Annotated in this window: 20 protein-coding genes and 2 pseudogenes; 8 read left to right on the top strand and 14 right to left on the bottom strand. The window is 64.9% G+C overall.

Annotated elements, in window-relative coordinates; all coding sequences use genetic code 11:
* On the top strand, nucleotides 1-783 hold a 783-nt coding region (locus X803_RS18800; RefSeq protein ID WP_035778371.1), incomplete at its 5' end, for a glycosyltransferase.
* A 31-nt stretch (nucleotides 784-814) separates the two neighbouring features.
* Here the strand turns inward: X803_RS18800 and X803_RS0108730 are convergent.
* Nucleotides 815-1681 (bottom strand): universal stress protein, encoded by an 867-nt coding sequence (locus X803_RS0108730; RefSeq protein WP_084033563.1) that lies wholly within the window; start codon nucleotides 1679-1681, stop codon nucleotides 815-817.
* A gap of 209 nt (nucleotides 1682-1890) precedes the next feature.
* On the opposite strand from X803_RS0108730, the gene X803_RS0108725 reads away from it, so the two are divergent.
* Nucleotides 1891-2547 (top strand): response regulator, encoded by a 657-nt coding sequence (locus X803_RS0108725; RefSeq protein WP_026544843.1) that lies wholly within the window; start codon nucleotides 1891-1893, stop codon nucleotides 2545-2547.
* On the opposite strand, the gene X803_RS0108720 is transcribed toward X803_RS0108725, so the two are convergent.
* The 3 genes from X803_RS0108720 to X803_RS0108710 all read right to left on the bottom strand — a co-directional run bounded on the left by X803_RS0108720 (nucleotide 2544) and on the right by X803_RS0108710 (nucleotide 6273).
* A complete protein-coding gene (locus X803_RS0108720; RefSeq protein WP_035778370.1) occupies nucleotides 2544-4181 on the bottom strand; it encodes a GAF domain-containing sensor histidine kinase in 1638 nt (545 codons plus the stop codon). The genes X803_RS0108725 and X803_RS0108720 overlap by 4 nt on opposite strands.
* A gap of 122 nt (nucleotides 4182-4303) precedes the next feature.
* On the bottom strand, nucleotides 4304-5131 hold the full coding sequence (locus tag X803_RS0108715; RefSeq protein ID WP_253907429.1) for a universal stress protein: 828 nt from the start codon (nucleotides 5129-5131) through the stop codon (nucleotides 4304-4306).
* A gap of 59 nt (nucleotides 5132-5190) precedes the next feature.
* Nucleotides 5191-6273: an NAD(P)-dependent alcohol dehydrogenase gene (locus tag X803_RS0108710; RefSeq protein WP_026544840.1), complete on the bottom strand. Its 1083-nt coding sequence runs from the start codon at nucleotides 6271-6273 to the stop codon at nucleotides 5191-5193.
* A 290-nt stretch (nucleotides 6274-6563) separates the two neighbouring features.
* Between X803_RS0108710 and X803_RS0108705 the strand changes: the two genes are divergently transcribed.
* Nucleotides 6564-6821 carry an SHOCT domain-containing protein gene (locus X803_RS0108705; protein WP_026544839.1) on the top strand — a complete coding sequence of 86 codons (258 nt, stop codon included), beginning with the start codon at nucleotides 6564-6566 and terminating at the stop codon, nucleotides 6819-6821.
* A 27-nt stretch (nucleotides 6822-6848) separates the two neighbouring features.
* On the opposite strand, the pseudogene X803_RS18795 reads toward X803_RS0108705, so the two are convergent.
* A pseudogene (locus tag X803_RS18795) lies at nucleotides 6849-7801 on the bottom strand (1-phosphofructokinase family hexose kinase).
* A gap of 175 nt (nucleotides 7802-7976) precedes the next feature.
* On the opposite strand from X803_RS18795, the gene X803_RS22420 reads away from it, so the two are divergent.
* Together X803_RS22420 and X803_RS0108690 are read left to right on the top strand one after the other, a co-directional pair.
* Nucleotides 7977-8123: a hypothetical protein gene (locus X803_RS22420; protein WP_164468357.1), complete on the top strand. Its 147-nt coding sequence runs from the start codon at nucleotides 7977-7979 to the stop codon at nucleotides 8121-8123.
* Nucleotides 8120-9280: a N(5)-(carboxyethyl)ornithine synthase gene (locus X803_RS0108690; RefSeq protein WP_026544838.1), complete on the top strand. Its 1161-nt coding sequence runs from the start codon at nucleotides 8120-8122 to the stop codon at nucleotides 9278-9280. Before X803_RS22420 ends, X803_RS0108690 begins: the two co-directional genes overlap by 4 nt.
* 76 nt (nucleotides 9281-9356) lie before the next feature.
* On the opposite strand, the gene X803_RS0108685 is transcribed toward X803_RS0108690, so the two are convergent.
* Genes X803_RS0108685 through X803_RS0108675 form a run of 3 tightly spaced genes read right to left on the bottom strand, consistent with a single transcriptional unit; the run spans nucleotide 9357 to nucleotide 13376 of the window.
* Nucleotides 9357-10514 (bottom strand): mannitol-1-phosphate 5-dehydrogenase, encoded by a 1158-nt coding sequence (locus X803_RS0108685; RefSeq protein WP_026544837.1) that lies wholly within the window; start codon nucleotides 10512-10514, stop codon nucleotides 9357-9359.
* Nucleotides 10514-12604, bottom strand: coding sequence for a PTS mannitol transporter subunit IICBA (locus tag X803_RS0108680; protein WP_026544836.1), 2091 nt, complete (start codon nucleotides 12602-12604; stop codon nucleotides 10514-10516). Before X803_RS0108680 ends, X803_RS0108685 begins: the two co-directional genes overlap by 1 nt.
* Nucleotides 12605-12662: 58 nt before the next feature.
* Entirely contained in the window at nucleotides 12663-13376 is a 714-nt protein-coding gene (locus tag X803_RS0108675) for a TetR/AcrR family transcriptional regulator (RefSeq protein WP_026544835.1), read from the bottom strand.
* Between the two features lie 102 nt (nucleotides 13377-13478).
* Between X803_RS0108675 and ptsP the strand changes: the two genes are divergently transcribed.
* From ptsP to X803_RS0108660, 3 genes are all read left to right on the top strand, one after another.
* Entirely contained in the window at nucleotides 13479-15164 is a 1686-nt protein-coding gene (gene ptsP, locus X803_RS0108670; RefSeq protein ID WP_026544834.1) for a phosphoenolpyruvate--protein phosphotransferase, read from the top strand.
* A gap of 91 nt (nucleotides 15165-15255) precedes the next feature.
* Nucleotides 15256-15474, top strand: a complete 219-nt coding sequence (locus X803_RS18790) for a hypothetical protein (protein ID WP_035778368.1) — start codon at nucleotides 15256-15258, stop codon at nucleotides 15472-15474.
* A gap of 35 nt (nucleotides 15475-15509) precedes the next feature.
* Nucleotides 15510-16301: an IclR family transcriptional regulator gene (locus X803_RS0108660; RefSeq protein ID WP_026544833.1), complete on the top strand. Its 792-nt coding sequence runs from the start codon at nucleotides 15510-15512 to the stop codon at nucleotides 16299-16301.
* A 12-nt stretch (nucleotides 16302-16313) separates the two neighbouring features.
* Here the strand turns inward: X803_RS0108660 and X803_RS0108655 are convergent, their stop codons facing one another.
* The 6 genes and pseudogenes from X803_RS0108655 to X803_RS21845 form a co-directional block, all read right to left on the bottom strand.
* Entirely contained in the window at nucleotides 16314-17231 is a 918-nt protein-coding gene (locus tag X803_RS0108655) for a beta/alpha barrel domain-containing protein (RefSeq protein ID WP_026544832.1), read from the bottom strand.
* Nucleotides 17228-18481 (bottom strand): CaiB/BaiF CoA transferase family protein, encoded by a 1254-nt coding sequence (locus tag X803_RS0108650; RefSeq protein WP_026544831.1) that lies wholly within the window; start codon nucleotides 18479-18481, stop codon nucleotides 17228-17230. The genes X803_RS0108655 and X803_RS0108650 overlap by 4 nt, the downstream gene beginning before the upstream one ends.
* A gap of 125 nt (nucleotides 18482-18606) precedes the next feature.
* Complete coding sequence (locus X803_RS0108645) at nucleotides 18607-21231, bottom strand: multicopper oxidase domain-containing protein (RefSeq protein WP_026544830.1); 2625 nt, start codon at nucleotides 21229-21231, stop codon at nucleotides 18607-18609.
* A 21-nt stretch (nucleotides 21232-21252) separates the two neighbouring features.
* Nucleotides 21253-22422: a globin domain-containing protein gene (locus X803_RS0108640; RefSeq protein WP_026544829.1), complete on the bottom strand. Its 1170-nt coding sequence runs from the start codon at nucleotides 22420-22422 to the stop codon at nucleotides 21253-21255.
* A gap of 107 nt (nucleotides 22423-22529) precedes the next feature.
* Complete coding sequence (locus X803_RS0108635) at nucleotides 22530-22979, bottom strand: RrF2 family transcriptional regulator (protein ID WP_026544828.1); 450 nt, start codon at nucleotides 22977-22979, stop codon at nucleotides 22530-22532.
* A gap of 70 nt (nucleotides 22980-23049) precedes the next feature.
* Nucleotides 23050-23367: pseudogene (locus X803_RS21845) on the bottom strand (MFS transporter); the annotation flags it as partial.

Genomic DNA, 23367 nt, shown 5'->3' with positions numbered 1-23367 from the left:
CAGACGATGCATATGCAATCACCATTCACGGCCACGGTCGTGTGCGGACGCAATGATGCGCTGCGGCAGCGCATCGAGCGCCTGGTGGCGCCCGCAGGCGACCGCTACCGCGTGCTCGGTTTCACGTCGGAGATGCCGCAGCTGATGCGCCGCGCGGACCTGTTTGTGGGTAAGCCGGGCGGGCTGTCGGCATCGGAGTGCATGGCTGCAGGGCTGCCTATGGTGCTGGTGAACCCCATCCCCGGGCAGGAGGTTCGCAACGGCGACTACCTGCTGGAGCAGGGGGCGGCTGTGCGCTGTAACAGCAGCTCGACGATCGGCTGGAAGATCGACGAAGTGCTGCGTGAGCCGGGTCGCCTGGAGCGGATGCAGGCGGCCGCGCGGAGAACCGGCCGCCCTGACGCCGCATCCGACGTGTTAACCGGGCTGCTGGACGGGCCGACCCGCCCGCTGGTTGTGACGCGTGCGGCGCAAAGGACAATATTTGCCGCGAGCGAGCAGCGCGTCGTTGCGGCCGACCTGACGGGGCCCTCCTCTCTGGTCCGGCTGATCGATTCGGCCGAGGACAGCACGGTAGCGCTGCTGCAAACCGAGGAGTTGGGGGATCTCGAGAAGCGGTACGCAGCCTCGAACGGGGGACTGGTGCTCCGGCGCGGAAGAGCGCCCGTGACGCTCCACTGGGAGGCTCGGCGGTTGCTCCGCGCCATACTCCGGGGCGACGAAGCGCTCCCTGTCCGGGCCGAGGGGCTCGGCACCCCGTCCGGCTTGGCCGGCGAAGAATGATCACCGCATCTTAAGGAACGAGCATAAGCGCTCACCGGACAACGACGACGTTGCCTTGTGCGTGATGCAGGACGGCATGGACAGTGGATCCCAGCCGCAAACCCAGGGTGTTCCTGCCCTTCGCTCCGAGGACGACGCACGCCGCGCCTTGCGCTCGCTGCACGATGGCCCCTGGGACAGAGGACGCGACGATGAGGTCCTGCGTGACGGTAAGGCCAAGGTGCTCGGAGAGCAGGCTGCTGGACGCTCGTTCCAGGATGGGGTTCCCGCCCCTGGCGTCGGCGGGTGCGTTCCGCTCGTGATGCTGGACATGCACAAGCTGCAGCGACTTGCCCAGGGTTACCGCGAAATCGACTGCCACTCCTACAGCCCTGTCGCTTTCGGGTGATCCGTCGACGGCGACCAGGACGGCCTCGTGCGCAGATTCCGCCTCACGGACGACAACGATGGGACACGAGGCACTGCATGCGAGGTGAAGACTGACCGATCCAACCAGCAATCCCGCAAAGCCCCCCAGTCCTCGCGTCCCTGTCACCAGGAGGGAGGCTTCGGCGGAGAGTTCGGTAAGGGTGTTGGCGGGAAAACCGACGATAAGGCGCTCGCGCACATCCAGCCCTGCCTCCGAACGGACCGCGAGGTCGTGTCCTTCTGCCACGATCTTCTCGGCTTGCCGTCGAAGCCCGCTGTCTTCGATGCCTGCGACCGGCCCCAATTTCTCGGTGAAGTAGGGCCATACCCAGCAATGGACGACGACGAGCGGCAGTTTTGCTGCGGCCGCATGGTGGGCAGCCCAGAGGACCGCCGCGCTGGAATCATCCGAGCCGTCGTAACCTACCAGGACAGGTTTACGCAGTCCCTCGATCACTCGCGGCGTGCTGGTTGAGTGGGTCATGTTCATGACAGGCGTCCTGCTCCTAGACTTCCGTGAACTCGTATATATTTCAGCGTTGTCGTGCAGCGGGCCATGGAACAGGGCCGAAAGGCCCAGGTAGGACTTTATGGGCCATTGGGCCCTGCCGCAGGCGGCCCATGACGGTGATGATGGTTCTGATAGCTGCTGAGCTCGAGCAGTTCGGGCCGTAAATCCCGCAGAATCAGGAGGAAGAGATGGATAGCACCGCGGACGGCGATCAGTCCCAGCAGATCACGTTGTTCCTTCTCGATGACCACGAGTTGGTTCGGCGTGGCCTGCGGGAACTGCTGGAGGGCGAGGGTTTCATAGTGATCGGAGAATCGGGATCTGCCGTAGAAGCAGCCCGCAGGATTCCGGCGCTCTCGCCGGACGTTTCTATTCTTGACGCGAGGCTGCCGGACGGCACAGGGATTGAGGTGTGCCGGGATGTGCGCTCTGTTGATCCGTCGCTGTCCTGTGTCATCCTCACGAGTTACGACGATGACCAGGCATTGCGTGGTGCGGTCCTTGCAGGCGCCGCCGGTTACATCCTGAAGGAGATTCTGGGGTCCGACCTGATAGACCGGGTGCGCCGCGCAGCTTCCGGCGAATCACTGTTCGAGGCAGGGGTGAGGGAACGGATCATCGCCGGGCTTGGCGAGACCGCCGTCGAGGACCCGCGCCTGGCAGGCCTGACGAGCCAGGAAAAGAAGGTGCTAGCGCTCATTGGGGAAGGGTTGACCAACAGGGAGATCGGTAGTCAGCTGTTCCTGGCCGAGAAGACGGTGAAGAACTACGTTTCATCCCTGCTGTCGAAGCTGGGCTTCCAACGCCGCACCCAGGCCGCGGTGTACATCTCGCGGCTGAGCTAACTGTCCTGCCAGCTTGTGTCCAAGGGGATACTAAGGCAAATTTCGGTGCCTTCACCGAGAGCACTGTTGACGGCGACTGTGCCGGCACACAGTTCGGCCCGGCGCTTCATGTTTGCCAGGCCGCTGCTGTGGCTGGGCGGCTTGAACCCGTGGCCGTCATCAGCGACCTTGAGCTCCAGACGCTTCCTTACAACGCGTAGCGTGACGGTGATGGCGTGCGCCCCGGCATGACGAAGTGCATTGGACAGCGCCTCAGACAGCACTGCCCGCACATGGTCCGCCCGCTCGCCGTCGACCGAATCCAGTGGACCGGACAGCTGGAGAATAGGCTCGAGGTCAGAGCCATCAAAAGCCTCGGCCACCATCGAGAAGATGGAGGAAGTGAAGGTCGGTGTGTTCTGCGGGACCGATCGAAGTGAGTAGATGGTGTCGCGCAACTCCCTGATTGTCGCATCCAGCTCCGCCGTGACCGCGGAAATTCGTTCCAAGGCTTCAGGGTGTGACGTGTGTTTGCGCAGACTCTGGATGCTCAGTCCGGCTGCGAACAACCGCTGGATGACCAGGTCATGCAGATCACGGGCGATCCGGTCACGGTCTCCGAACACCGCTTCCTGTTCCCGCTGACGGTGTACGCGCAGCAGTTCCAAGGCCAGAGACACGTGGGATGCGAAGGCCCGCATCATCTCGTGATCGACGTCGGAGAAGGGCGTTGCAGCCGGCGCGCGGGCAACGAGAAGGAAACGCGTGTCACCTTCCCCTGGAAGTTTGCTGCACAACGCAGATCCAACTGTGCCCCTCGAGACTCCGGGAAGCACCTCCACGACCTCGTCACCGCTCAGCAGCACTGGTGAGAGAGCAGCTGGGAGATTTTCCAGTATGGATTCATCGTGAATCTGCCGCCCGAGGAGCGTATCCACCTCGATACCGTCCGCTGCTTCACAGATCAGCCCTCGACGTTGGCCGAAGTCCCGCAGAACCACCGCCAGCATGCTCTGGGAAGCGCCGAGTGCATGGGCGGCAAGGAGTTCGAGGTCATCGGAGGCGCCGTCGTGCTGGCCGAGCAGTTCCCTCGCTGCGTTCAGTCCGCCTTCCAACCACCGGGTCCTCCGGTTTGCTTCATCAAAGAGACGCGAGTTCTCGATCGCAACTCCTGCTGCGGATGCCAGCGCGATAACGAGTTGTTCATCCGTGTCCGAGAAGTCCTCTGCCCCGTTCTTCTCCGTCAGGTAGAGGTTGCCGAACACCCTGTCATGTATACGGATCGGCACCCCCAGAAAGGACGTCATCTGCGGATGATGGGCCGGAAAACCGTACGCGAGAGGGTGTTCGCGAAGATCCGAGAGGCGTAGCGGGCGTGGTTCATCGATCAGGAGTCCCAGGACCCCATGTCCCGTCGGCAGCGGGCCGATCCGGCGAATTTCCTCGTTCTCGAGCCCGACGGTGATGAAATGACTCAGCATGCGGTCGGCCCCTATGACCCCCAGCGCACCGAACCTGGCGTCCACGAGTTGGCAAGCTGCCGCAATGACCCGTTCCAGGACCGCTTCCAGACCGAGATCCTCAGCAATCCCAGCGAAAGCACTCAGAAGATTTTCCACGCCGGCCAGTGTCAGGGGCTGCTCTGCTGTTGCCATTATTGGCTTTCCCTCAGGATCTGTAACCACGTCGCGCTGCCTCCTGCCGACGTGAGAGTCCGAAAATTCACGGTTCGACAAGCCTAACGTTCAGAAGCGTTACTGTTCAGCCATAGCAGGCGTCAAGACCCGTCCGGCAGTCCAGGCTGGCGGCGAGTAACGATCAAGGTTGGACACGGAGGGTCCAGCAATAATTTTCGAGTCACCCGCCCGAGGGACATTCCCGATCGCGCGCCGGTCCCATGGCGACCGATCACCACCAGATCCGAGCCACGCCCATAGGCGTTGAGCAGCTGGACCGGTGAGTGGGCGTCGTCCACAATCCAACTCACCCGCATGTGCGGGTAGCGAACCCGCACATCCTGCAACATCGTCGACGCAGTGACCTCCATCCGCTCGGTCAGCGGGCCGGAAGCGACCACCACGGTAAGGTGCAAAGCTGCCGAATGAGCTTCTTCTGCCCCTCTGATCAGGGCGACCTGGGACATGCCTGATCCATCGATGCCCACCACCGCTCCCCCTTTGTCCTGGTTTGCCGGCCCATAGGTGTAAGCGGGTGGCACAACGACCACGGGCGCGCTTGAATTCAGCGCTACCTGCAGCGCCACGGAATCCTTGAACTCGCCGGTGCGAAGGTCCCTTCGATCCGCGCCGACAACGATCATGGGGGCAGCGGCGGATAGTCCTAGCAGAGCCTCGACGACGTCACCGCAATAAAGGTAAGTGGCCAACCGGAGACCGGGGTGCTCGAGGGTAACCCGCGCAGCTTCGCGGTTCAGAAGCTCCCGACCAGCGCTGACCACTTCCTCATAGGCGGTTCCGGGAGGCATCAGTGAAGGGTCCGGAACAGCATGGAGGAGTGTCAGCGGGACCGCCCGCGACTCCGCCCTCCTGGCAGCCCAATCCACGGCGGAACGATCCGCCACAGATTCACGCACCGCGACGAGCATCGGCCCCTCCGGTGGAGCGAGATGCTGCGCCGCTGGTGTCAGATCAGACAGCACCGTGGTCATGGCGCATCATTCTCCTGTTGCTCCGCGTTCGGGACGATGACGGCGCGCCCCCTGATGGTGCCGGCACGAAGCCGCTCATAGGCACGAGGCGCTTCGTCGAGCGTGAAGCGTTCAACCTCGACACTGATCCTGCCCGAGCTGGCCAGCTCCAGAACCTCTACCAGTTCTGGGCGCGAGCCCCAGTATGTGGCCCTTGCTGATGATTCCCACGGCGTGGAGAAGAGGCCCACATTCACTGTTCCCGGACCGACACCTACGATTGTGATCTCCCCGCCGACAGCGACGAGACGTGCTGCAAGGTCCGTTGTGGACTGCAGTCCCACGAAATCGAAAACGGCAGTAGCGCCCCGCCCGCCGGAGAGGGCGCGAACCTCCTGGTCGACGGCGGTCATTTCATCGGCGTTCCCAGTGGAGACGATCCCATGATGGGCTCCGACAGCCAGGGCCAGTTCGACCTTGTCTTCGGATATGTCGACGGCGATCACGAGGCTAGGCGTAATCGCGCGGAGGATCTGCACAGCAACATGTCCGAGCCCACCGGCTCCGATGACCACAGCGACTGATCCCGGAATCAGAACCGGGAGGCTCTTCTTGATCGCATGGTAAGGAGTCAGACCGGCATCTGTGAGCGGGACACTCGTCACAGGATCAAGATCAGTCAATGGAATGAGGTGGCGGGCATCATCGACCAGGAGGTATTCCGCCATGGCACCAGGGGCGCCGAGCCCTGGCGGGCGGATCCCCTGGGCTGCGGCGGTTTCGCAGTAGTTCTCCTCACCGCGTGAACAGGGATAACACCGCCCGCAACCCCACGGCCCGTACACCAGGACGGAATCCCCTACGCTCATTCCCGTCACGCCCTCTCCCAGGGCAGCAACAGTGCCGGCGCCTTCGTGCCCGAGGGTCAGCGGCAGTCCGTACACATATTGGTCTTCAGGAAGACCCATGATGAACTCATCGGAATGGCAGACTCCTGCGGCCGTCACACGCAGCAGCACCTGCCCAGGCCCTGCGACGGGCCTTGGAATCTCGACGAGCTCCGGAACTGAGCCGATGGTCCGGTACTGGAGAGCTTTCATATCAGTTTCTTCCTCAGCGCGATCACGGCGGCGCGCACCTGTTGTTCCGTCAGTCGTCCACCTCTCCACCATCACAGAATCATGGGTGGCTGGTCAGGGCCTTTAGCCCCTGATCTGGAACCAGAACTGCAGGCATTTCGAGAGCCGGTTCCGCAATCTGAACGTCCTCGCCCGTTAGAGGTATGACGTCAGGGACCAAAGGCCCTGACGCCGCCGCATCCGCGCAGGGATAGTTGGCTACAGCGGATCTTTCCGGGGCACAGTGTCCTGGAGGAAGAAAGGAAACGGCCATGATGTATTGGGATGGCAGCATGGGCGGCTGGGGATACGTCCTGATGGTGCTGAGCTTTGTCCTGTTCTGGGGCACCGTCATCACGGCAATCATTCTCGTTGCCCGTTCCCTGGGCGCCGGTAAAGAGCGGCAGGAGACCGGATCCGGTATGGGTGTCGCGGATAACCTGCTCGCGGAAAGGTTTGCCCGTGGTGAAATCGACGAGACCGAATACACAGCGCGTCTGACCGCGCTCCGCCGAGCTCGCGGAGCCTGACCGTCCGCCGCTGAGTCCGTCAGGTCCTCAACCACGAACCGCCGACGCGAGTTCGATCTCCAGGCGTTCGACGTCGGCCCGGTGGCACAATTCCGTTGCCGGGGTCATCGCGGTCGCGCTGCCAGCCGCAACGCCTGCCCGGAAAGCCGCCTCAATCGGCTGGCCCTGAGCAAGTCGGAGTACAAAAGCGCCAAGAAAACTATCACCGGCCCCGACGGTACTGACCACCTGCACAAGTGGGACCGGCAGGCGGATAATGCCGGTTTTCGTGGCAAGCATTGCTCCTGCTTCACCGAGGGTCAGGGCTACGTACTCGGCGGATCCGTCGGCGACCAGCGCAGAAGCCGCTTCGATCTGGCTTTGCTGGCTATCAAGTTCCACGCTGAAGTGCTCCCCCAGCTCACGCCGGCTGGGTTTAACGAGGAAGACCCCCTCGGCGAGGGCCTGGCTAAGGGCCTCGCCCGATGCATCGACAATGCAGCGCGCACTGCCCTCCCGTGCAAGGCGCGCCACCCGCGCATAAAAATCGTCCGGCGTCCCCGGGGGAGACTACCGCTGGCGACCACGTATCCATTGACCGGGACTGACTCGGCAACAACAGACAGGCAGGCCTTCCATTCCCCTTCACTGACCTCCGGACCCTGCAGTACAAAACGGAACTGTTTTCCGGTTGCAGTCTCATCGACTGTGAAGTTCTGGCGGGTACTCCCCTGGACCGGTACCACAACGCTGGGAATGCGCTCGGCTTCGATGAGCCTGCGGTACGCCTCTCCAGTGGGGCCTCCTGCCGTGTACACCGCCAAGGTACGCCCTCCGAGCCGCCGGACCACCCTGGACACGTTCACCCCGCCACCCCCGGGATCGAGACGACTGGCGCCACACCGAAGTTTGTGGACGCTGATGACCCGCTCGGTTGAGGTGCTGATATCCAGAGCTGGGTTCACCGTGAGGGTGAGAATGGACTTCACGCCGACTTCCATACGCCCAGCTTAGAAGACGCACCGTTCTGCGATCAGGGTCAGCCCCCACGGATGAGCAGTCCGTATGGGTGCACCGGAACGTCACCGGTACGGAAGGCTCTCTCCGGCCGCATTAGGCAGCTACCTGTACCGTTCAAAGTAAGGAACCCCCTTCGGTTCCGCTACAGGAGCGTTCATGGCTGACAAGTCCCCCCGTCAAGCAGCATCCAAGAAATCCGCCAAATCCATCAAGGAAAAGCGCGCCGACAAACGAGCCGCGGCAGCACCCCCCAGTTCCCTGGACAAGGCCACCGCCAAGACACCGAGCCCCAAAAAGAAGTGACCGGCACAGCGAATCACCTCACCCTCGGCGTCCTCTCGGGCACCCGAAAACCTGACGAGCGCCGCCTGCCGATACACCCCCTGCATCTGCAGCGCATTGCCCCCGACATCCGGCAGCATCTGATCCTGGAGGAAGGATACGGCGAGCGCCTGGGCGTCCCCGACTCCCAGCTGACCTCGCTTGGGGCGCGCATCGCCCCACGAGCGCAGCTGCTGGCGGAGGCGGACGTCGTTCTCCTGCCCAAACCGCAGCCCGACGATCTCGCCGAGCTCCGCGACGGGCAGGTCCTCTGGGGATGGCCGCACTGCGTCCAGGACCCGGCCATCACCCAGCTGGCCATCGACAAGAAACTCACGCTGATTGCTTTCGAGGCCATGAACCACTGGGCCGGCGACGGCGGCTTCGGCCTGCATGTGTTCCACAAGAACAACGAACTGGCCGGCTACTGCTCGGTACTGCACTCCCTGGCATTGACCGGATCCACCGGCGATTACGGCCGCAGGCTCAGCGCCGTGGTCATCGGCTTCGGCGCCACCGCACGCGGGGCCGTCACCGCCCTCAACGCCCACGGCATCCATGACGTGCAGGTCCTGACCAACCGGGGCGTGGCCGCGGTAAGCTCACCGATCCATTCGGTACGCATTGCGCAGTTCGATCACAACAGCGAGGCCCCTTTCCTCAGCGAAGTCATCACCGAGCGCGGGCGGGTGCCGCTGGCGCCGTTCCTGGCCGAGAGCGACATCGTGGTCAACTGCACGCTGCAGGACCCCAACGCACCGCTGACCTACCTGCGCACCGAAGACCTGGACGCTTTCCGCCCCGGCAGTCTGATCGTGGACGTTTCCTGCGATGAGGGAATGGGGTTCAGCTGGGCGAAACCCACCACCTTCGCCGAACCGATGTTCACCGTGGGCGACCACATTGACTACTACGCGGTGGACCACAGCCCCTCCTACCTCTGGAATTCCGCCAGTTGGGAAATCAGCGAGGCCCTGCTGCCCTTCCTCGAAACCGTAATCGCCGGTCCCACGGCGTGGGCGGAGAACGAAACGATCAGCCGCGCCATCGAAATCCGCGACGGCGTGATCCTGAACCAGGACGTGCTGCAGTTCCAGCAACGGAAGCCGGAATATCCGCACCTCCCGCTGCCCGCCTAGGAGGCAGCCCGCCTGAACGACGACGGCGCCGCACCCCTGGGAGGGTGCGGCGCCGTTCCGCGTGGAACCGGGCCGGTCAGACGGCCGCGATCTTTGCCTGGCGCTCCTCCACCAGTTTCCGGACCGCGTCGAACAACGGGTGTTCCGGACTCAGCCCGGTGATCCGGCCGGTAGCCTCACCGGCGTCGGAGGAGGCCAGAAGCTCCCCCAGTTCCACCGCTTCGGCGTCGGTGGGATCATCGAACCGCAGCGCCGCACCGATTGCCTTCAGCAGCGCCTCCGGCGTGGTTCCCCGTTCGGCGAGCTCCGCTGCCGGTCCGATGAACCGCTCGTGCCGGCTGAGCTTCCGCAGGGGTGCCCTGCCCACCCGGTTCACCGTGTCCGGCAGGTGCGGATTGGTGAAGCGCCCGAGGATCTTCCGGACATAGGCTTCCTGCTCACCGGCGTCGAACCCGTGCTTGTCCACGAGGAGTTGCCTGGTCTCATCAAGCACCGCACGCACGTTCGAGGCGACGGACGGGTCCGCCATGGCCTCCGAGATTTTCTCCAGCCCCGCCTCGTACCCGAAGTAGGCCGCGGAGGCGTGACCGGTGTTCACGGTGAACAGTTTGCGCTCAATGTACGGGCCGAGCCGGTCCACGAACGTCGCTCCCGGGATGACCGGCGCGTTGTCCCCGAACGGTGTCCGGTCGATCACCCACTCGTAAAACGTCTCCACCGTCACGTCCAGGCCCTGGCCGGCTTCCTGGTTGGGGACAATCCGGTCCACCGCGGTGTTCGCGAAGACCGCGCGGTCATCCAGTGCCCCGATCGCCTCATCCCAGGAAGCATCAATCGACTCCCTGAGCAGGTCCGTCGCGTTGATCGCGTTCTCGCACGCCATGACCTGCAGCGGCGCGGCATCTTCCCCCCGGGCCGCTATTCCCCGGGTGATCACCGGTGCCACGAACTTGAGGATGTGAGGCCCCACCGCAGTGGTCACGAGGTCCGCAGTGGCAATCTCCTGGACCAGCCGGTCCTCCTGGGAATCTGAATTCACTGCCCGGAAGTTGCTGACCGTGTGCACTGCCGGCTGCTCGCCCACCTCATGGACGCGGTAGCTGCCCGCGTCCGCAAGCTGGCTGATCAGGGCGTCCGCGACATCCGCGAACACCACCTCATAACCGGCCTGGTGGAGGAGCAGCCCAACAAAGCCGCGCCCGATGTTCCCTGCTCCAAAGTGGACTGCCTTCACTATGCGTTGACCTTCCGGAAGATTTCGAGGATTTCCTCCGCCGACGTTGCGGCTTCCAGCTGGGCAACCTGCGCCTTGTCGGTGAAGACCTTGGCGATCGAGGACAGGATGTGCAGGTGCTCGTTGTTCACGCCGGCGACGCCCACCACGAACTTGACCTCCTTGCCGTTCCAGTCCAGACCCTCGGGGTACCGGACAAAGGAGACCGCTGACTTGCGGATGTGGTCCTTGGCGGCGTTGGTGCCGTGCGGGATCGCCAGGAAGCTTCCCATGTACGTTGACACCGACTCCTCGCGCTCGTGCATGGCCTGGAGGTAACCCTCGTCCACGGCATCACGGGCCAGCAGCAGCTGCCCCGCCTCGTCAATCGCCGCGTCACGGGAGGTGGCAGAGCCGCTGAGAATAACGCTGTCAGCGACCAGAATGTCCGACGCCGGCTGCTCACCGTCGGCTGCCGATCCGGCAGCGTGTGCGCCGGAAGAAGCCCTCGTGGCCTCCGGTTCCGCTACAGCACCCGCTGCGTGGGCTGCGGAGGCGTGCGCACCCCCGAAGGAGCCGGCGTCAGAGTCGGGACCGGCCGAAGCATCGGTGCCCGCTTCCGTCTTCTCGCTGCGACTCTCCCGAACCAGTTCCACGATCTCCTCATACCGCGGGCTGTTCATGAAGTTGTCCACGGAGACGTGCACGGCGCTGGCCGTGGAGTGCTTTGCCCGCTGCGTCAGGTCCTGGTGGGTGACCACGACGTCGTAATCGTCACGAAGGTTCGCGATCGAGGCGTTGGTGACCTTGACGTCCGGGTAACCCGCCGCCTTGATCTTGTTCCGCAGCACCGACGCCCCCATGGCGCTGGACCCCATGCCGGCGTCGCACGCGAAGACGATGTTCTGGATGGGCCCTGCCATCACCGCAACGTCGCCGCTGCCGGTCAGGTGGGAAGACACCGAACTCTTCTTGCCCTTCATTGCTTCCATGCGGGAGGTTGCGGCGCTGAGGTCGTCGTCGTCGCCGTCCTTCCGCTTGGCGGTCTTCAGGATCACCGACGCCACCAGGAAGGAAACGGCCGCGGCGAGAACCACGGCAAGGATCACTCCGAAGTAACTGTCACGCGCGGTCTGCACGAGGACGGCGAAGATGGATCCCGGCGCAGCCGGTGCCACAAGGCCCGCGTTGGTGACGGCAAGGGTGGCCACGCCGGTCATGCCGCCGGCGATCGCCGCGAGGATCAGCAGCGGGCGCATCAGGACGTAGGGGAAGTAGATTTCGTGGATACCACCGAGGAAGTGGATGATCACCGCTCCGGGAGCCGAGGCCTTGGCCGCGCCACGGCCGAAGAACATGTACGCGAGGAGAATGCCCAGGCCCGGACCGGGGTTCGCCTCGAGGAGGAACAGGACTGACTTGCCCTGCTCCAGCGACTGCTGGACGCCCAGCGGCGTCAGGACGCCGTGGTTGATGGCGTTGTTCAGGAAGAGCACCTTGGCGGGCTCAATGAAGATGCTGGTCAGCGGCAGGAGCCCGTTATTCACGAGAAACTGGACCACGTTCCCGGCGGCCGTACTGAAAGCCTCCACGAGAGGCGAAATCCCGTAGAACCCGATCATCGCGAGCAGCGCGCCCCAGATACCGGCGGAGAAGTTGTTCACCAGCATCTCGAAGCCGGGGCGGATCTTCCCGTCCCAGATCCTGTCGATCTTCTTCATGGTCCAGCCGCCCAGCGGGCCCATGATCATGGCGCCGATGAACATCGGGATACCCGCCCCGACAATGACACCCATGGTGCCGATGGCGCCCACAACACCACCGCGGACGTCATAGACCATCCGGCCGCCGGTGTAGGCGATGAGGAGCGGCAGGAGGTAGGTGATCATCGGGCCCACCAGACCGGTGTGCGGGTTGCCTTCCGCATCCGTACCGAAACCACCGAGTTCAGGAACCGGCAGCCAGCCAGCTTCGATGAACAGCGCGGTGATGAGGCCCCACGCAATGAACGCACCGATATTGGGCATGATCATGCCGGACAGGAACGTCCCGAATTTCTGGACGCCAACCCTCATCCCGCTCCGGGGCTTTGCAGCTGTCTCTGTTGCCATGTGATTTCCTAACCGTGATTCCTGCACCTGCGCAGGATGGTCCGATGGATGTGGAGGACTACGTGGTGGAGATCCGGTGGAGCCACTCAAGGAAGAGCTTGAGTTCGGAACTGGATAACTGATCCGAATGCGAGGCCTGCAGGGCGGCATTCAGCGCAATCGCGGCCACCACGACCGACGATTTTCCGGAGGCTTCTGCCAGCTCCGCCTGGTCCGAGGCCACCGCAAAGATCATGGCGTCCCGGGTCATGGTGGAGAGGTCGAGGTTCCGTTCAGCCACGGGTTCCGCGATCAGCATGAGCGTTACTCCCACGTTCGCCGCCAGGATGCTCCTGGCCGCCTCCCGCGGTTGCACGCTCAGCTGGCCGGCAGCAGCGGCCTTGTTCAGCATTTCCTCCATGAGGGCCTCGGCATCAGCGACGATGGCGGGGCGGCTTTCCGGACGGATGTTACCGAACATCACCAGGTAGAGCTCCGGCTGGTTGAGCCCGAAATGCACGTGGTTGTCCCACATCCGCCGGATGTCTTCCAGCGGCTGCCCGGACGGAGCGAAATCCCGCTCGCCCGCCACATACTCCTCGAAGCCCGCTGAAACAACCGCGTCATACAGGCCCTCCTTGTCACCGAAGTGGTGGTACAGGGTGGGCGCGCTCACCCCAGCCAGTTGGGTGATCTGGCGGGTGGAGACGGGAGCTCCAGCGGAGTTGGCCAGCAGTTCTGCGGCTGCTTGCAGCAGTCTCATCTTCGCCGGTGGCTGGCCTTCGAAACTCATGGGCGCTAGCCTAGCACCTATAGCAACGCTATATGAACTGCGTCACACATAATAGTGAGCACGTGCGTAGACCTTCGAACCGGCAGAGAATGAGGACCTTCAGTGCAGAACTTCCCAGGAGTAGGCGTCAGCCCAGGCCGAGTGATCGGGGCTGTCCGCCAGATGCCCAAACCCGTCAGCGAACCGCCCGCCGGTGAACAGCTTCCCGAGGGCGTGAGCGCGGAGGATGCAACCGCTGAACTGAAACAGGCAGCGACGGCGGTCCATGACGAGCTCAGGGCGCGTTCCGAGCGCGCCACCGGAGACGGCAAGGCGGTCCTGGAAGCAACGGCGCTGATGGCCAAGGACACCATGCTCCTGAAAGGCGCCGCGAAGCTGATTGCAAAGGGAACCTCCAATCAGCGGGCGGTCTGGGAGTCCGCCGCGTCCGTTTCCGAGATGCTCCACAACCTCGGTGGCTATATGGCCGAGCGCGCCACCGACGTGCTGGACGTCCGCGCTCGCATCGTCGCCGAACTCCGCGGCCAGGCGGCGCCGGGCATTCCGGCATCCGACACCCCCTTTGTCCTCGTCGCCGAGGACCTCGCGCCCGCAGACACCGCAACGCTTGACCCCGAGACCGTCCTTGCCCTCGTCACCTCGGGCGGTGGGCCTCAGTCCCACACCGCCATCATCGCGCGGTCGCTCGGCCTTCCCGCCGTGGTGGCCGCGACCGGCGTCGAGGATTTACCGGACGGCACTGAGGTCTTCGTGGACGGCGCCGCCGGCACGGTGGTCGCCGAACCGGGTGACGCCGAGCGTGACGCCGCGGTCGCCTGGCGTGAAACGGCGTCCCTGCTGGCTGCCTTCGAAGGACAGGGCACGACGGCGGACGGCCACCTGGTGCCGCTCCTCGCCAATGTGGGCGGCGCGAAAGATGCGGCAGCGGCCGCTGAACTGGGAGCCGAGGGCGTCGGCCTTTTCCGGACCGAGTTCTGCTTCCTTGAACGGGACAGCGAGCCCACGGTCGACGAGCAGGCCGCCGCCTACCAGGGAGTCTTCGACGCCTTCCCCGGCAAGAAGGTGGTCCTCCGCACCCTCGACGCCGGAGCGGACAAGCCGCTCCCCTTCCTCACCGACGCAACCGAACCCAACCCGGCGCTCGGCGTGCGCGGCTACCGCACGGACCTGACCTCCCCGGGCGTTCTGCAGCGCCAGCTTGAGGCGATTGCACGGGCCGCAGGGCAGTCCGAGGCGGACGTCTGGGTGATGGCGCCGATGATCTCGACGGCGGACGAGGCCGCGACCTTCGCCTCCATGTGCGCCGAGGCCGGGCTGCAGACACCGGGGGTCATGGTGGAAGTGCCTTCCGCCGCGCTGACCGCGGATGCGATCCTGCGCGAGGTGTCCTTCGCCAGCCTGGGAACCAATGACCTCACCCAGTACGCCATGGCCGCCGACCGCCAGCTCGGCCCGCTGGCTGCCCTCAACACCCCCTGGCAGCCGGCGGTACTGCGACTCGTCAAACTTTCCGTCGAAGGGGCAGCCGTGGAAGGCGCCGACAAACCGGTGGGAGTCTGCGGCGAGGCGGCAGCGGACCCGGCCCTCGCCGTCGTACTGGTTGGCCTGGGTGTCAGCACGCTGTCCATGACGGCGCGCTCGCTCGCGGCGGTGGCCGCCGTCCTCAAGACCGTCACGCTGGAGCAGGCGCGGGAACTGTCGGAGCTGGCGCTGTCCGCGCGCACGGCCGAGGACGGCAGGAATGCCGTGCGTGAAAAGCTTCCGGTACTCGCCGAACTGGGGCTCTGATGGCCTGTATCCCCGGATGGACGGCTTGACGCCGGCCATCCCGGGCACGTAGGACTCAGGTACCAGCCAGCAGACAATCTGAGGAGACACCATGAGCGAAAGCACGTCGGACGAGCCGCAGGAAATTCGGGAGAACCTGCCGGGCAAGCCGCCGGTGGAGCCGGATGTCCAGTCCGATCCCGCCAGTGACGCCAGCAACCAGGGCGACTGGTCCGGCGAGGGCGGGGCAACGCCGTCGGGCGCGGCCACGGACGCCGCGGATGACGACCGCCCGGTCAACGAAGAGGACGCGCAGCGCGGCGGGAGCTGACAATACGCGCGGGAACCGGTTCTAGGATGGGAGGTATGCCTGCCGCCCAAGAATCGGGACCCGCGCCGCTGCTGGTCCTCAACAAGATCGCGAGCATCCTCGATGCGTTCTCCCTCAGCAGGCCTGAACTCACGCTGGCGGATATCCGGAAGGCCACGGACCTCCCCACGTCAACGGTGCAGCGTCTGGTGGGCAATCTGGTGGCGCACGGTTTCCTCGACAAGACCCAGGACGGCTACCGCGTCGGCGTGAAGCTGTCCTACTGGGCGGCCCCCGCCACGCACGGCGTCGAAATCCTGGAGACGCTCAAACCGGTCATGCGGGAGTTGCGGGATTCGCTGGGTGAGACGGTGTGCTTCTACCAGTCGTCGCTGGACTACCGCGTGTGTGTGGCAATGGCCGAAACCCACCACATGCTCCGCCGGGCCATGCACGTCGGTGCCATCCTGCCGCTGCATGCCGGGTCCGCCGGGCGTGTGCTGCTCGCCTGGGACGAGCAGCTTGCCGCTCGGATTCTCGCCAGGGACCTCGATCCGCTGACTGAGGAGACCATCACCGACCGCCAGCGGCTACGCGAGGCAATCCGGCGCACCCGCACGGACGGCTACGCCATCACTATCGGCGAGCGCGAGTCCGGGTCCAGCGGTCTCTCCGCGCCCGTGTTCAACGCGCAGGCGGACGTGGTGGGCGCGCTGACCATCATGGGCCCGTCGCTGCGCATGCCCCCCGAACTGTGCGAGGCGTGGGTGGAAAACCTGCTGGAGGCCACCGAACGGATCACCCGGATGATCGGCGGCCGTGTGCCCGGCGGCAGCCCACTGCGCTGACCGGCGCCGGGGTCAGATCACCCAGTCGAACGCGCCGGCTTTCGAGCGCGCGCCCTGCGCAGCTTTGGACCGGTTGCTCTCACCCAGTTCCGCGATGATTCCCTCTCCCAGGGTGACCAGTTCAGCGAACGACGACGGCGTGAGCCAGTGCGGCCGGGTTGCGAACAGGATGTCCTCACTTGCCGTGTTGCCCGAGGCGCCCGGCGCGAAGGGGCAGCCGCCCAGACCGGCGAGGGCGCCGTCCACCATGTAGGCCCCGGCGTCGACGGCGGCCAGGGCGTTGGCGACGCCCATTCCCCAGGTGTCGTGGCCGTGGAAGACTACTCCCCGTTCCGGGGTCAGCGCCGCCGTCCGGCTGATCAGGCTGGACACCTCGGCGGGGACTGCGTGGCCCAGGGTGTCGCAGATGACCACGTCGCTGGTTCCCCGGCCGCGCTCGTCAGCCACGAGTTCGAGCACTTTGTCGGGGTCCACCGGCCCGTCGAACGGGCAGGTGAAGGAGGTGGCGAGGCACAGCTGGAGGGAGGCGCCGGCGTCGTGCGCGTAGTCCATTGCTTCCGGCAGTGCCGCCATGCTGGCTTCGGTGGTGCGCCCGATGTTGGCCTGGTTGTGGGCGTCGGAGACGCTGAGGCAGTACTGCAGGTTGCGGGCGCCGGCGGCCGTGGCTTTTTGGACGTGCCGGGGGGTGGCGACCCAGATCCAGCACTTCGCCAGTTCCTCCTCGGTGAGGGCGCCGATGACCTCGAGGGTGTTCGCCATCGGAGGGACCAGGTCCGGCCGGGCCATGGACCCGATTTCCAGTGCCGGCACTCCGGCGTCGAGCAGGGACCGGATGATGGCGACCTTGCGGTCGGTGGCGAGGAGCCCTCCGGTCAGCTGCAGCCCGTCGCGGAGCGTGACGTCGCGGAGGACAGCGGCGGTGCGGTTCATCGGATCTCCTGTTCGAGGGCTGCGCCCATGTCTTCGAGAATGCGCTGGGTTTCTTCGGCGGAGCGGCCGAGCAGTTCCTGGAGGATGCCCGCCGTATCCTCGCCGAGGTCCGGGCCGAGGTTGCGGATGGGGAGCGATTCGCCGCCGATCACGGGAACGATTCCCGGGAACGCGACGTCGTCGAGCATGTGCTCTCCGGTGGAAACGCTGAAGCGCTGAATCATGTTCCGGGCCGCGTACTGCCCGTCCTCCACGATGTCAGCAGCCGTGTAGATGGGGCCGGCGGGCACTCCGGCCTCGTCCAGGATGGCGAGCGCCTCGGCAGCGGTGTGCCGCGCACTCCACTCGCCAATGGCTGCGTCGAGTTCCTCCCGGCGTTCCCAGCGTGCGGCGTTGGACTGCAGTGCGGGATCGTTGCCGAGATCCGGCCTGCCGATGGCCTCCATGTACCGCTTGAAGATGCCGTCGCCGTTGCCGGCCACCACAATGCTGGCGCCGCCCTTGCAGACATAGGCGTTCGACGGCGCGATGCCCTCCATCCGCCCCCCGGTGCGCTGGCGTCTGATGCCGTAGGCGGTGTAGTCCGGCACCAGGGATTCCATGACGGAGAGCATTGCCTCGTTGAGGGCGACGTCGATGATGCGGTGCTCGAGCGGTATCGGCTTTCTGCCGCGCCGGGTCTCTCGTTCAAAGAGCGCCATCACTGAGCCGAACGCGGCGTAGATGCCGGCGATCGAATCCCCGATGGAGACGCCCACGCGGACCGGAGGCCGGTCCGGGTCACCCACAAGTTCGCGGAAGCCGCCGAAGGCTTCGGCCACGGCGGCGAAGCCCGGGCGGGCAGAAAGCGGGCCAGTCTGCCCAAAGGCCGAGATACGGGTCAGGATGAGATCAGGGTTGACCTCGTTCAGGCGCTCCGGGCCGATGCCCCATTTCTCCAGGGTGCCGGGGCGGAAGTTTTCCAGGACGATGTCGGACTTGGCGGCCAGTTCGAGGACCAGGGCGCGGCCCTCCTCGCTGCGCAGATCCAGCACCATGGATTTCTTGTTCCGGTTGACCGTCCGGTACAGCATTGACGTGTTTCCGGCATAGAGGCGCCAGTTGCGCAGTTCATCCCCGGTCCGCGGCCGCTCGATCTTGATCACCTCAGCCCCGAAGTCAGCGAGCATCCGGCCGGCGGTGGGGGCAGCAATGTAGTTGCCGAGTTCCAGCACCCGGACGCCCTTCAGCGGAGCGATCGTGTCTTCCACGCGGTTCCTTTCACCGGGACGGCAGCGGCACTGCCATGCTCGATGAGTGATGCAGGCCACAGCTAATAACTACAATGTGAGCACAGGCCCACAATGTGAGTCAAGCTCGGCGTGAGGAAGCTCGATTACCCCGTAACCCTCAGCACGCCCTGCGCACCCCGTTCCGCGTCGACCAGTGAGTGGTTGAGGAACATGTAGTTCCCGGCTTCGCCGAACTCGAGTTCCACGAATCCGCCCTGGGCTGCGGCAAGGTCCAGCGACTGGGCGCCTCCCGTTTCGGCGCCGCCGGGCGGCAGCAGGTAGGCGCCTTCCTTGTACACGGTGTCGAACTGACCGCCCACCACATGGAAACTGGTTCCTCGTGAAGGCCCGGCGGCCAGTACCCAGAGCCGGACCCGCTCGCCGGTTGCAGCCTCCAGCGGGCGGAACATGTACTGGTTCGCATGCCCGTTCCACATCACGGCGTCAGGCTGTTCCGCAGCAATCCTGCCGACAGCCACCCTGCCGGCAGCCTCGTCAAGGTAGGCCTCGGACTGGATGAGCAGATACTCACGGTGCACCGCGGGCAGGTCCGGTGGATCGATAATCACAGCGCCGAACATCCCGGAGGCGATATGAGCGGAAACCGGCGGCGTGGCGCAGTGGTAGAGCCAGATGCCGGAATGTTCCGCGCGAAACCGGTAGATCAGCGATTCTCCGGGAGGGATCGTCCGCATCACCTGATCGGGCGCCACGGCACCGGCGTGAAAGTCGACTGAGTGGCCCATGGAAGCGTTGTTCACCAGGGTGATCTCGAACGTGTCCCCGACCTTCCCGCGCAGCGTGGGCCCGTTCACCTGGCCGTTGTACGTCCACGCTTCCTGCTTGACCCCGGGGGCAATCTCGCGTTGGGCCTGCTCAATGGTGAAGGTATACCGGTGGGTAGTCCCGGCAGCGGCCGGTTCCAGCGCAGCCTCCCGCGCCTTGAAGTCCGGCGCCGGCTTCCGTGACAGGTCGACCGGTTCGGCGACATCGTCAATCGCGCCTGCGTGGGCACCATGCCCGGAATCCGCTTCTTCGCCGGCAATCGCCCCCAGGGCGTTGATGCCGAAAACCATTCCCATGCTTCGGTGCCCGACGACGGTACACCAGCCCTCCATATCCTCGGAAACCACACCGACGTCGAGGATGGTCGATTCTCCGGGATGCAGCCGGACCGACTTCACCCCGCCCTGGAAACCGAGGTCGTGGACGGTCGTCGGATCGTCGTTGGTCAGTTCGATGACCAGCCTGTCTCCGGCGGGCACCACCACGGACGCCGGAAAGAACTGCATGTCGCGCGCAGAGACCTTTACCGTCGTGGTCTGCCCGGTCGCTGTCACCGCCGTTCGCTCGCCCGGATTCAGTCCGACGGCGGCGGGGTCAACGAGGATGCCCGCCCCGATTCCTGCCAGCACCACGGCAACACCCGCGGCCGACCACACCAGGTGTCGTGGCGAGGCCGGCGGCTGCTCAATGCGCACCCGAACGGGCGCCCCGGGCTCGCTGAGTGCCGCCTTTCGCCCGGCAACGGAAGCCCTCACTGCGCGGACCATCAGCGGAAGGAACGCGGCATAGGCGCACAGCACGAGGGCCGAGGTGATCACACGTACCCAGCTCGCCTCGCTCAGCAGGAAGACCAGCAGGCCGAGGTTGATGACCACAATGCGCAGCATCGCGAACCGGCTGAGTTCCGCCAGTGCGCCCCGAACCGCCGCCGGACCACCACCCATCACGGTCGGCATGAGGAAGCTCATGGCACCCAGGAGCACCTGCGCCATGAAGCCGCCAACAAACGGCACGGTCAGCGCCTGCAACCGCCCCGGCTCAAGGGGTCCGGTCACGATGATCAGAAAAAGCGCGGTCAGGGAACCGGTCAGCCACAACAGGGAGGCCGCCACGGAGAAACCCGGATAGTCGTCGGGACGTTTCCGCCGGGCGCATCGAAACAGATACAGCCCAATGAAGCCCACGCCGTCGAGATAGACGAGCACACCGAGCGCCCCGACAACCGGCCAGCCGCCCAGCGCGCCTGCAGCCGTGAGGGCAGTTCCGCCGAGCAGCGCGGCCAGGCCCCAGCGCCCTGCCCGCGCGAGCCCGTCAACCATGCGGGTGCGCAGCATGGTCGGCCACAGCGTGATCAGCGTGCCCATCACTGTGAGCCCCACGAAGCCCAATATATTGACTGCCTGGTGGGCCAGCAGGAATCGCCCATGCGCCTGCCCGTCCAGCCCGTAGGCCAGAACGGCGCCGAAGGCTGCACCGACCGGCAGCAACAGCGCCGCAGCAATGTAGTAGCGGATCGTCGCGCCATAGCGGGACGGCAGCGCCCTGCGCATCTGCTGCATCAGGGAGACCGCATGCCAGGTGACCATCGCACCGACGACGACGGCACCCGCCAGTGTCAGCGCCCAGACCCCGGCGAGCACTCCAGCGATCGTGACAACAATGCCGAGGTTCAGGAGACGGATACGCCCCACCTGGGTGCGCCTGGCCTCCTCGCCCAGCCGGTTCTTCAGGAGCGCCTCGGCGAAGTGCTGGCTCCAGATCAGGATGGAGTTGGTGACCATTCCCAGCACGAACATGTGGACAAGCAGCCAACGGGCCTCGGGCACCCACCGGTGGACCATGGCCAGAACGATCAGCAGCACAAACCAGACCAGCACGGGCCTGCTGGCCTTGCGATGCCAGGAAGCCCGAGCCGTCGTCGGCCGCTGTGGTTTGGTGGCCATGGTTACCGGTTGCCCTTTGGACTAGTTTGCGGAGCCGATCCAGAGGTCCGGGCCGAACACCTCGTAGTGGATGCGTTCGGCCGGAACTCCGGCAGCGAGAGCTTCAGCGCGGATGTTCTTCATGAACGGAAGCGGGCCGCACAGGTAGACCGACGCGCCCTCCGGAAGATCGAGTCCCTTCAATGACATGAACCCGGGGTGTGCGCCGCCAGTGGGATTCTCCAGCCAGAGTTTCAGCTCCGCGCCGGCGAGTGCTTCGATGTCGGCGTTCATCTGGTCCTTCAGCGCCCACTGCTCCATGTTCCGCTCCGCGTGAAGCACGAGGACTTCGCGGTCCGAGCGCTGTTCCACGAGGGAACGGAGGATGGATGCGGCGGGAGTGCAGCCGATACCCGCGGTTGCGAGCACCAGCGGGGTCTCGCCGTCAGCCAGGGTGACGTCACCGTAGGGGTTGGATACCTCGATGGTGTCCCCCACCGCGATTGTGCTGTGCAGGACCGGTGATACTTCACCGTTGTCGTCGAGTTTGGTAGTGAAAACGCGACGGTGTGAGCTCGTCTCTGCCGAAAGGGTGTACTGGCGCACCTGACGGATTCCATCAGATAACTGCACGCGTACACTCACAAACTGGCCGGGCTGGGCAATGGTTACCGGAGTATCGTCCGCCGGTTCCAGGGTGAACGTCATGGCTGCGGTTCCGGCCGGCTGCTTGTCGACGACGGCCCAGGGGCTCCATGGCCTGTCATTGGCCTGGGCGGCATACAGGCCCTTCTCGATCTTGATCAGCGCGTGGGCCATCAGCCAGTAGACCTCACTCCAGGCGTCGGCGATCTCGCTGGTGATCACGTCACTGAGCTCATCCGCGATTGCCTCGAACAGGTACTTGTAGACGACGTCGTACTGCTCAGGCGCGATCCCCAGGGAGGCGTGCTTGTGGGCAATCCGGGAGAGCATCACCTCGGGGTATGTGTCCGGGTTCTTCACCAGATGGGCCGCGAATCCGGCAACGCTGCCGGCGAGCGCCTGCTGCTGCGATCCGTTCTTCTGGTTTGAGCGGCTGAACAGCCCGTCAAGCAGCTCGGGATGGGCGGCGAAAAGACGGCCATAGAAGTTCTTCGCGATGCCCGGCATGCGTTCGCCCACGAGGGGAAGGGTGGCCTCGACAATGGGAAGGGACTGGTCCGAAAGCATCGTTTCTCCTGCGTTGGAAGGGACTTACAAGAGAAAACTAGCATTGAAAATGCTAGTTTTCGGACACTTTTCTACAGTGTGTAGAAAAGTTACTTGAATTGGCGCGGTCAGGCAGATTGACGGGTGTGCAACGTCACAAAAACAGGCCCCATCTGCTGCGGTTTCGGCAGTTCTGCGATGACGAGGTCGTCGAGCTCGGAGTAGAAAGCCTCACGCGCCCGGCGGAGGGCGGCACGCAGCGAGCACCGGTGGTTGAGGGGACACCCGCCCGTGGCGCTTTCGCAGTCCACGACGTCGGTGCGGTCATCAAGCTGGCGGAGCACCCAGCCGACTGTCGCACGGCGTCCGGCAGCGCTGAGAAGCACTCCACCGCTTCGTCCACGCGTAATATCCACCAGCCCCAGGTCACGCAGCCTCGCGATGGCCTTGCTGACATGGTTGTACGGCGTACCGATGGCGTCCGCGATGTCCCGCGAGGTCAGGAGTTCACCCGGCGGGGCTGAGGCCAGCAGCATGACGGCGCGCAGGCACACGTCAGCAAACGCATTGATCCTCATGTTTCAAGGATAGATGCACCGGAAAGTTGTTGCTCAGCGCGCCGAACCCGATAGCGCACAGGGGCAGGGTTCAGCCTGGTTGTGCGCGGACCTGCCTGGGCCGGCTCTTGACCGCGAAGATGGTGAAGAGCAGGGCGACCAAGGCGGTCACGCTGAGGAGCATGAGCCCGATGAAGTAGCTGTTGTCTTCGGCATTGTAGGTAGCTCCCATCACCAGCGGCGGAAAGTAGCCTCCCAGGCCTCCGGCAGCGCTGACAATTCCGGCTACCGCTCCAACCTTCTCCGGTGGAGACAACACGCCCACCCAGGCGAACACCCCGCCCGCGCCAAGCCCCAGCGCCGCAGCCATTGCGAGGAAAGTCAGGCCCGCCGGCACTTCACCGGCGGG

This window comes from Arthrobacter sp. 35/47, assembly GCF_000520475.1.
Lineage (GTDB): Bacteria > Actinomycetota > Actinomycetes > Actinomycetales > Micrococcaceae > Arthrobacter_D > Arthrobacter_D subterraneus.
Note: the sequence above shows the minus strand (reverse complement) of the source record. Positions and strands in the feature narration are given on the sequence as shown.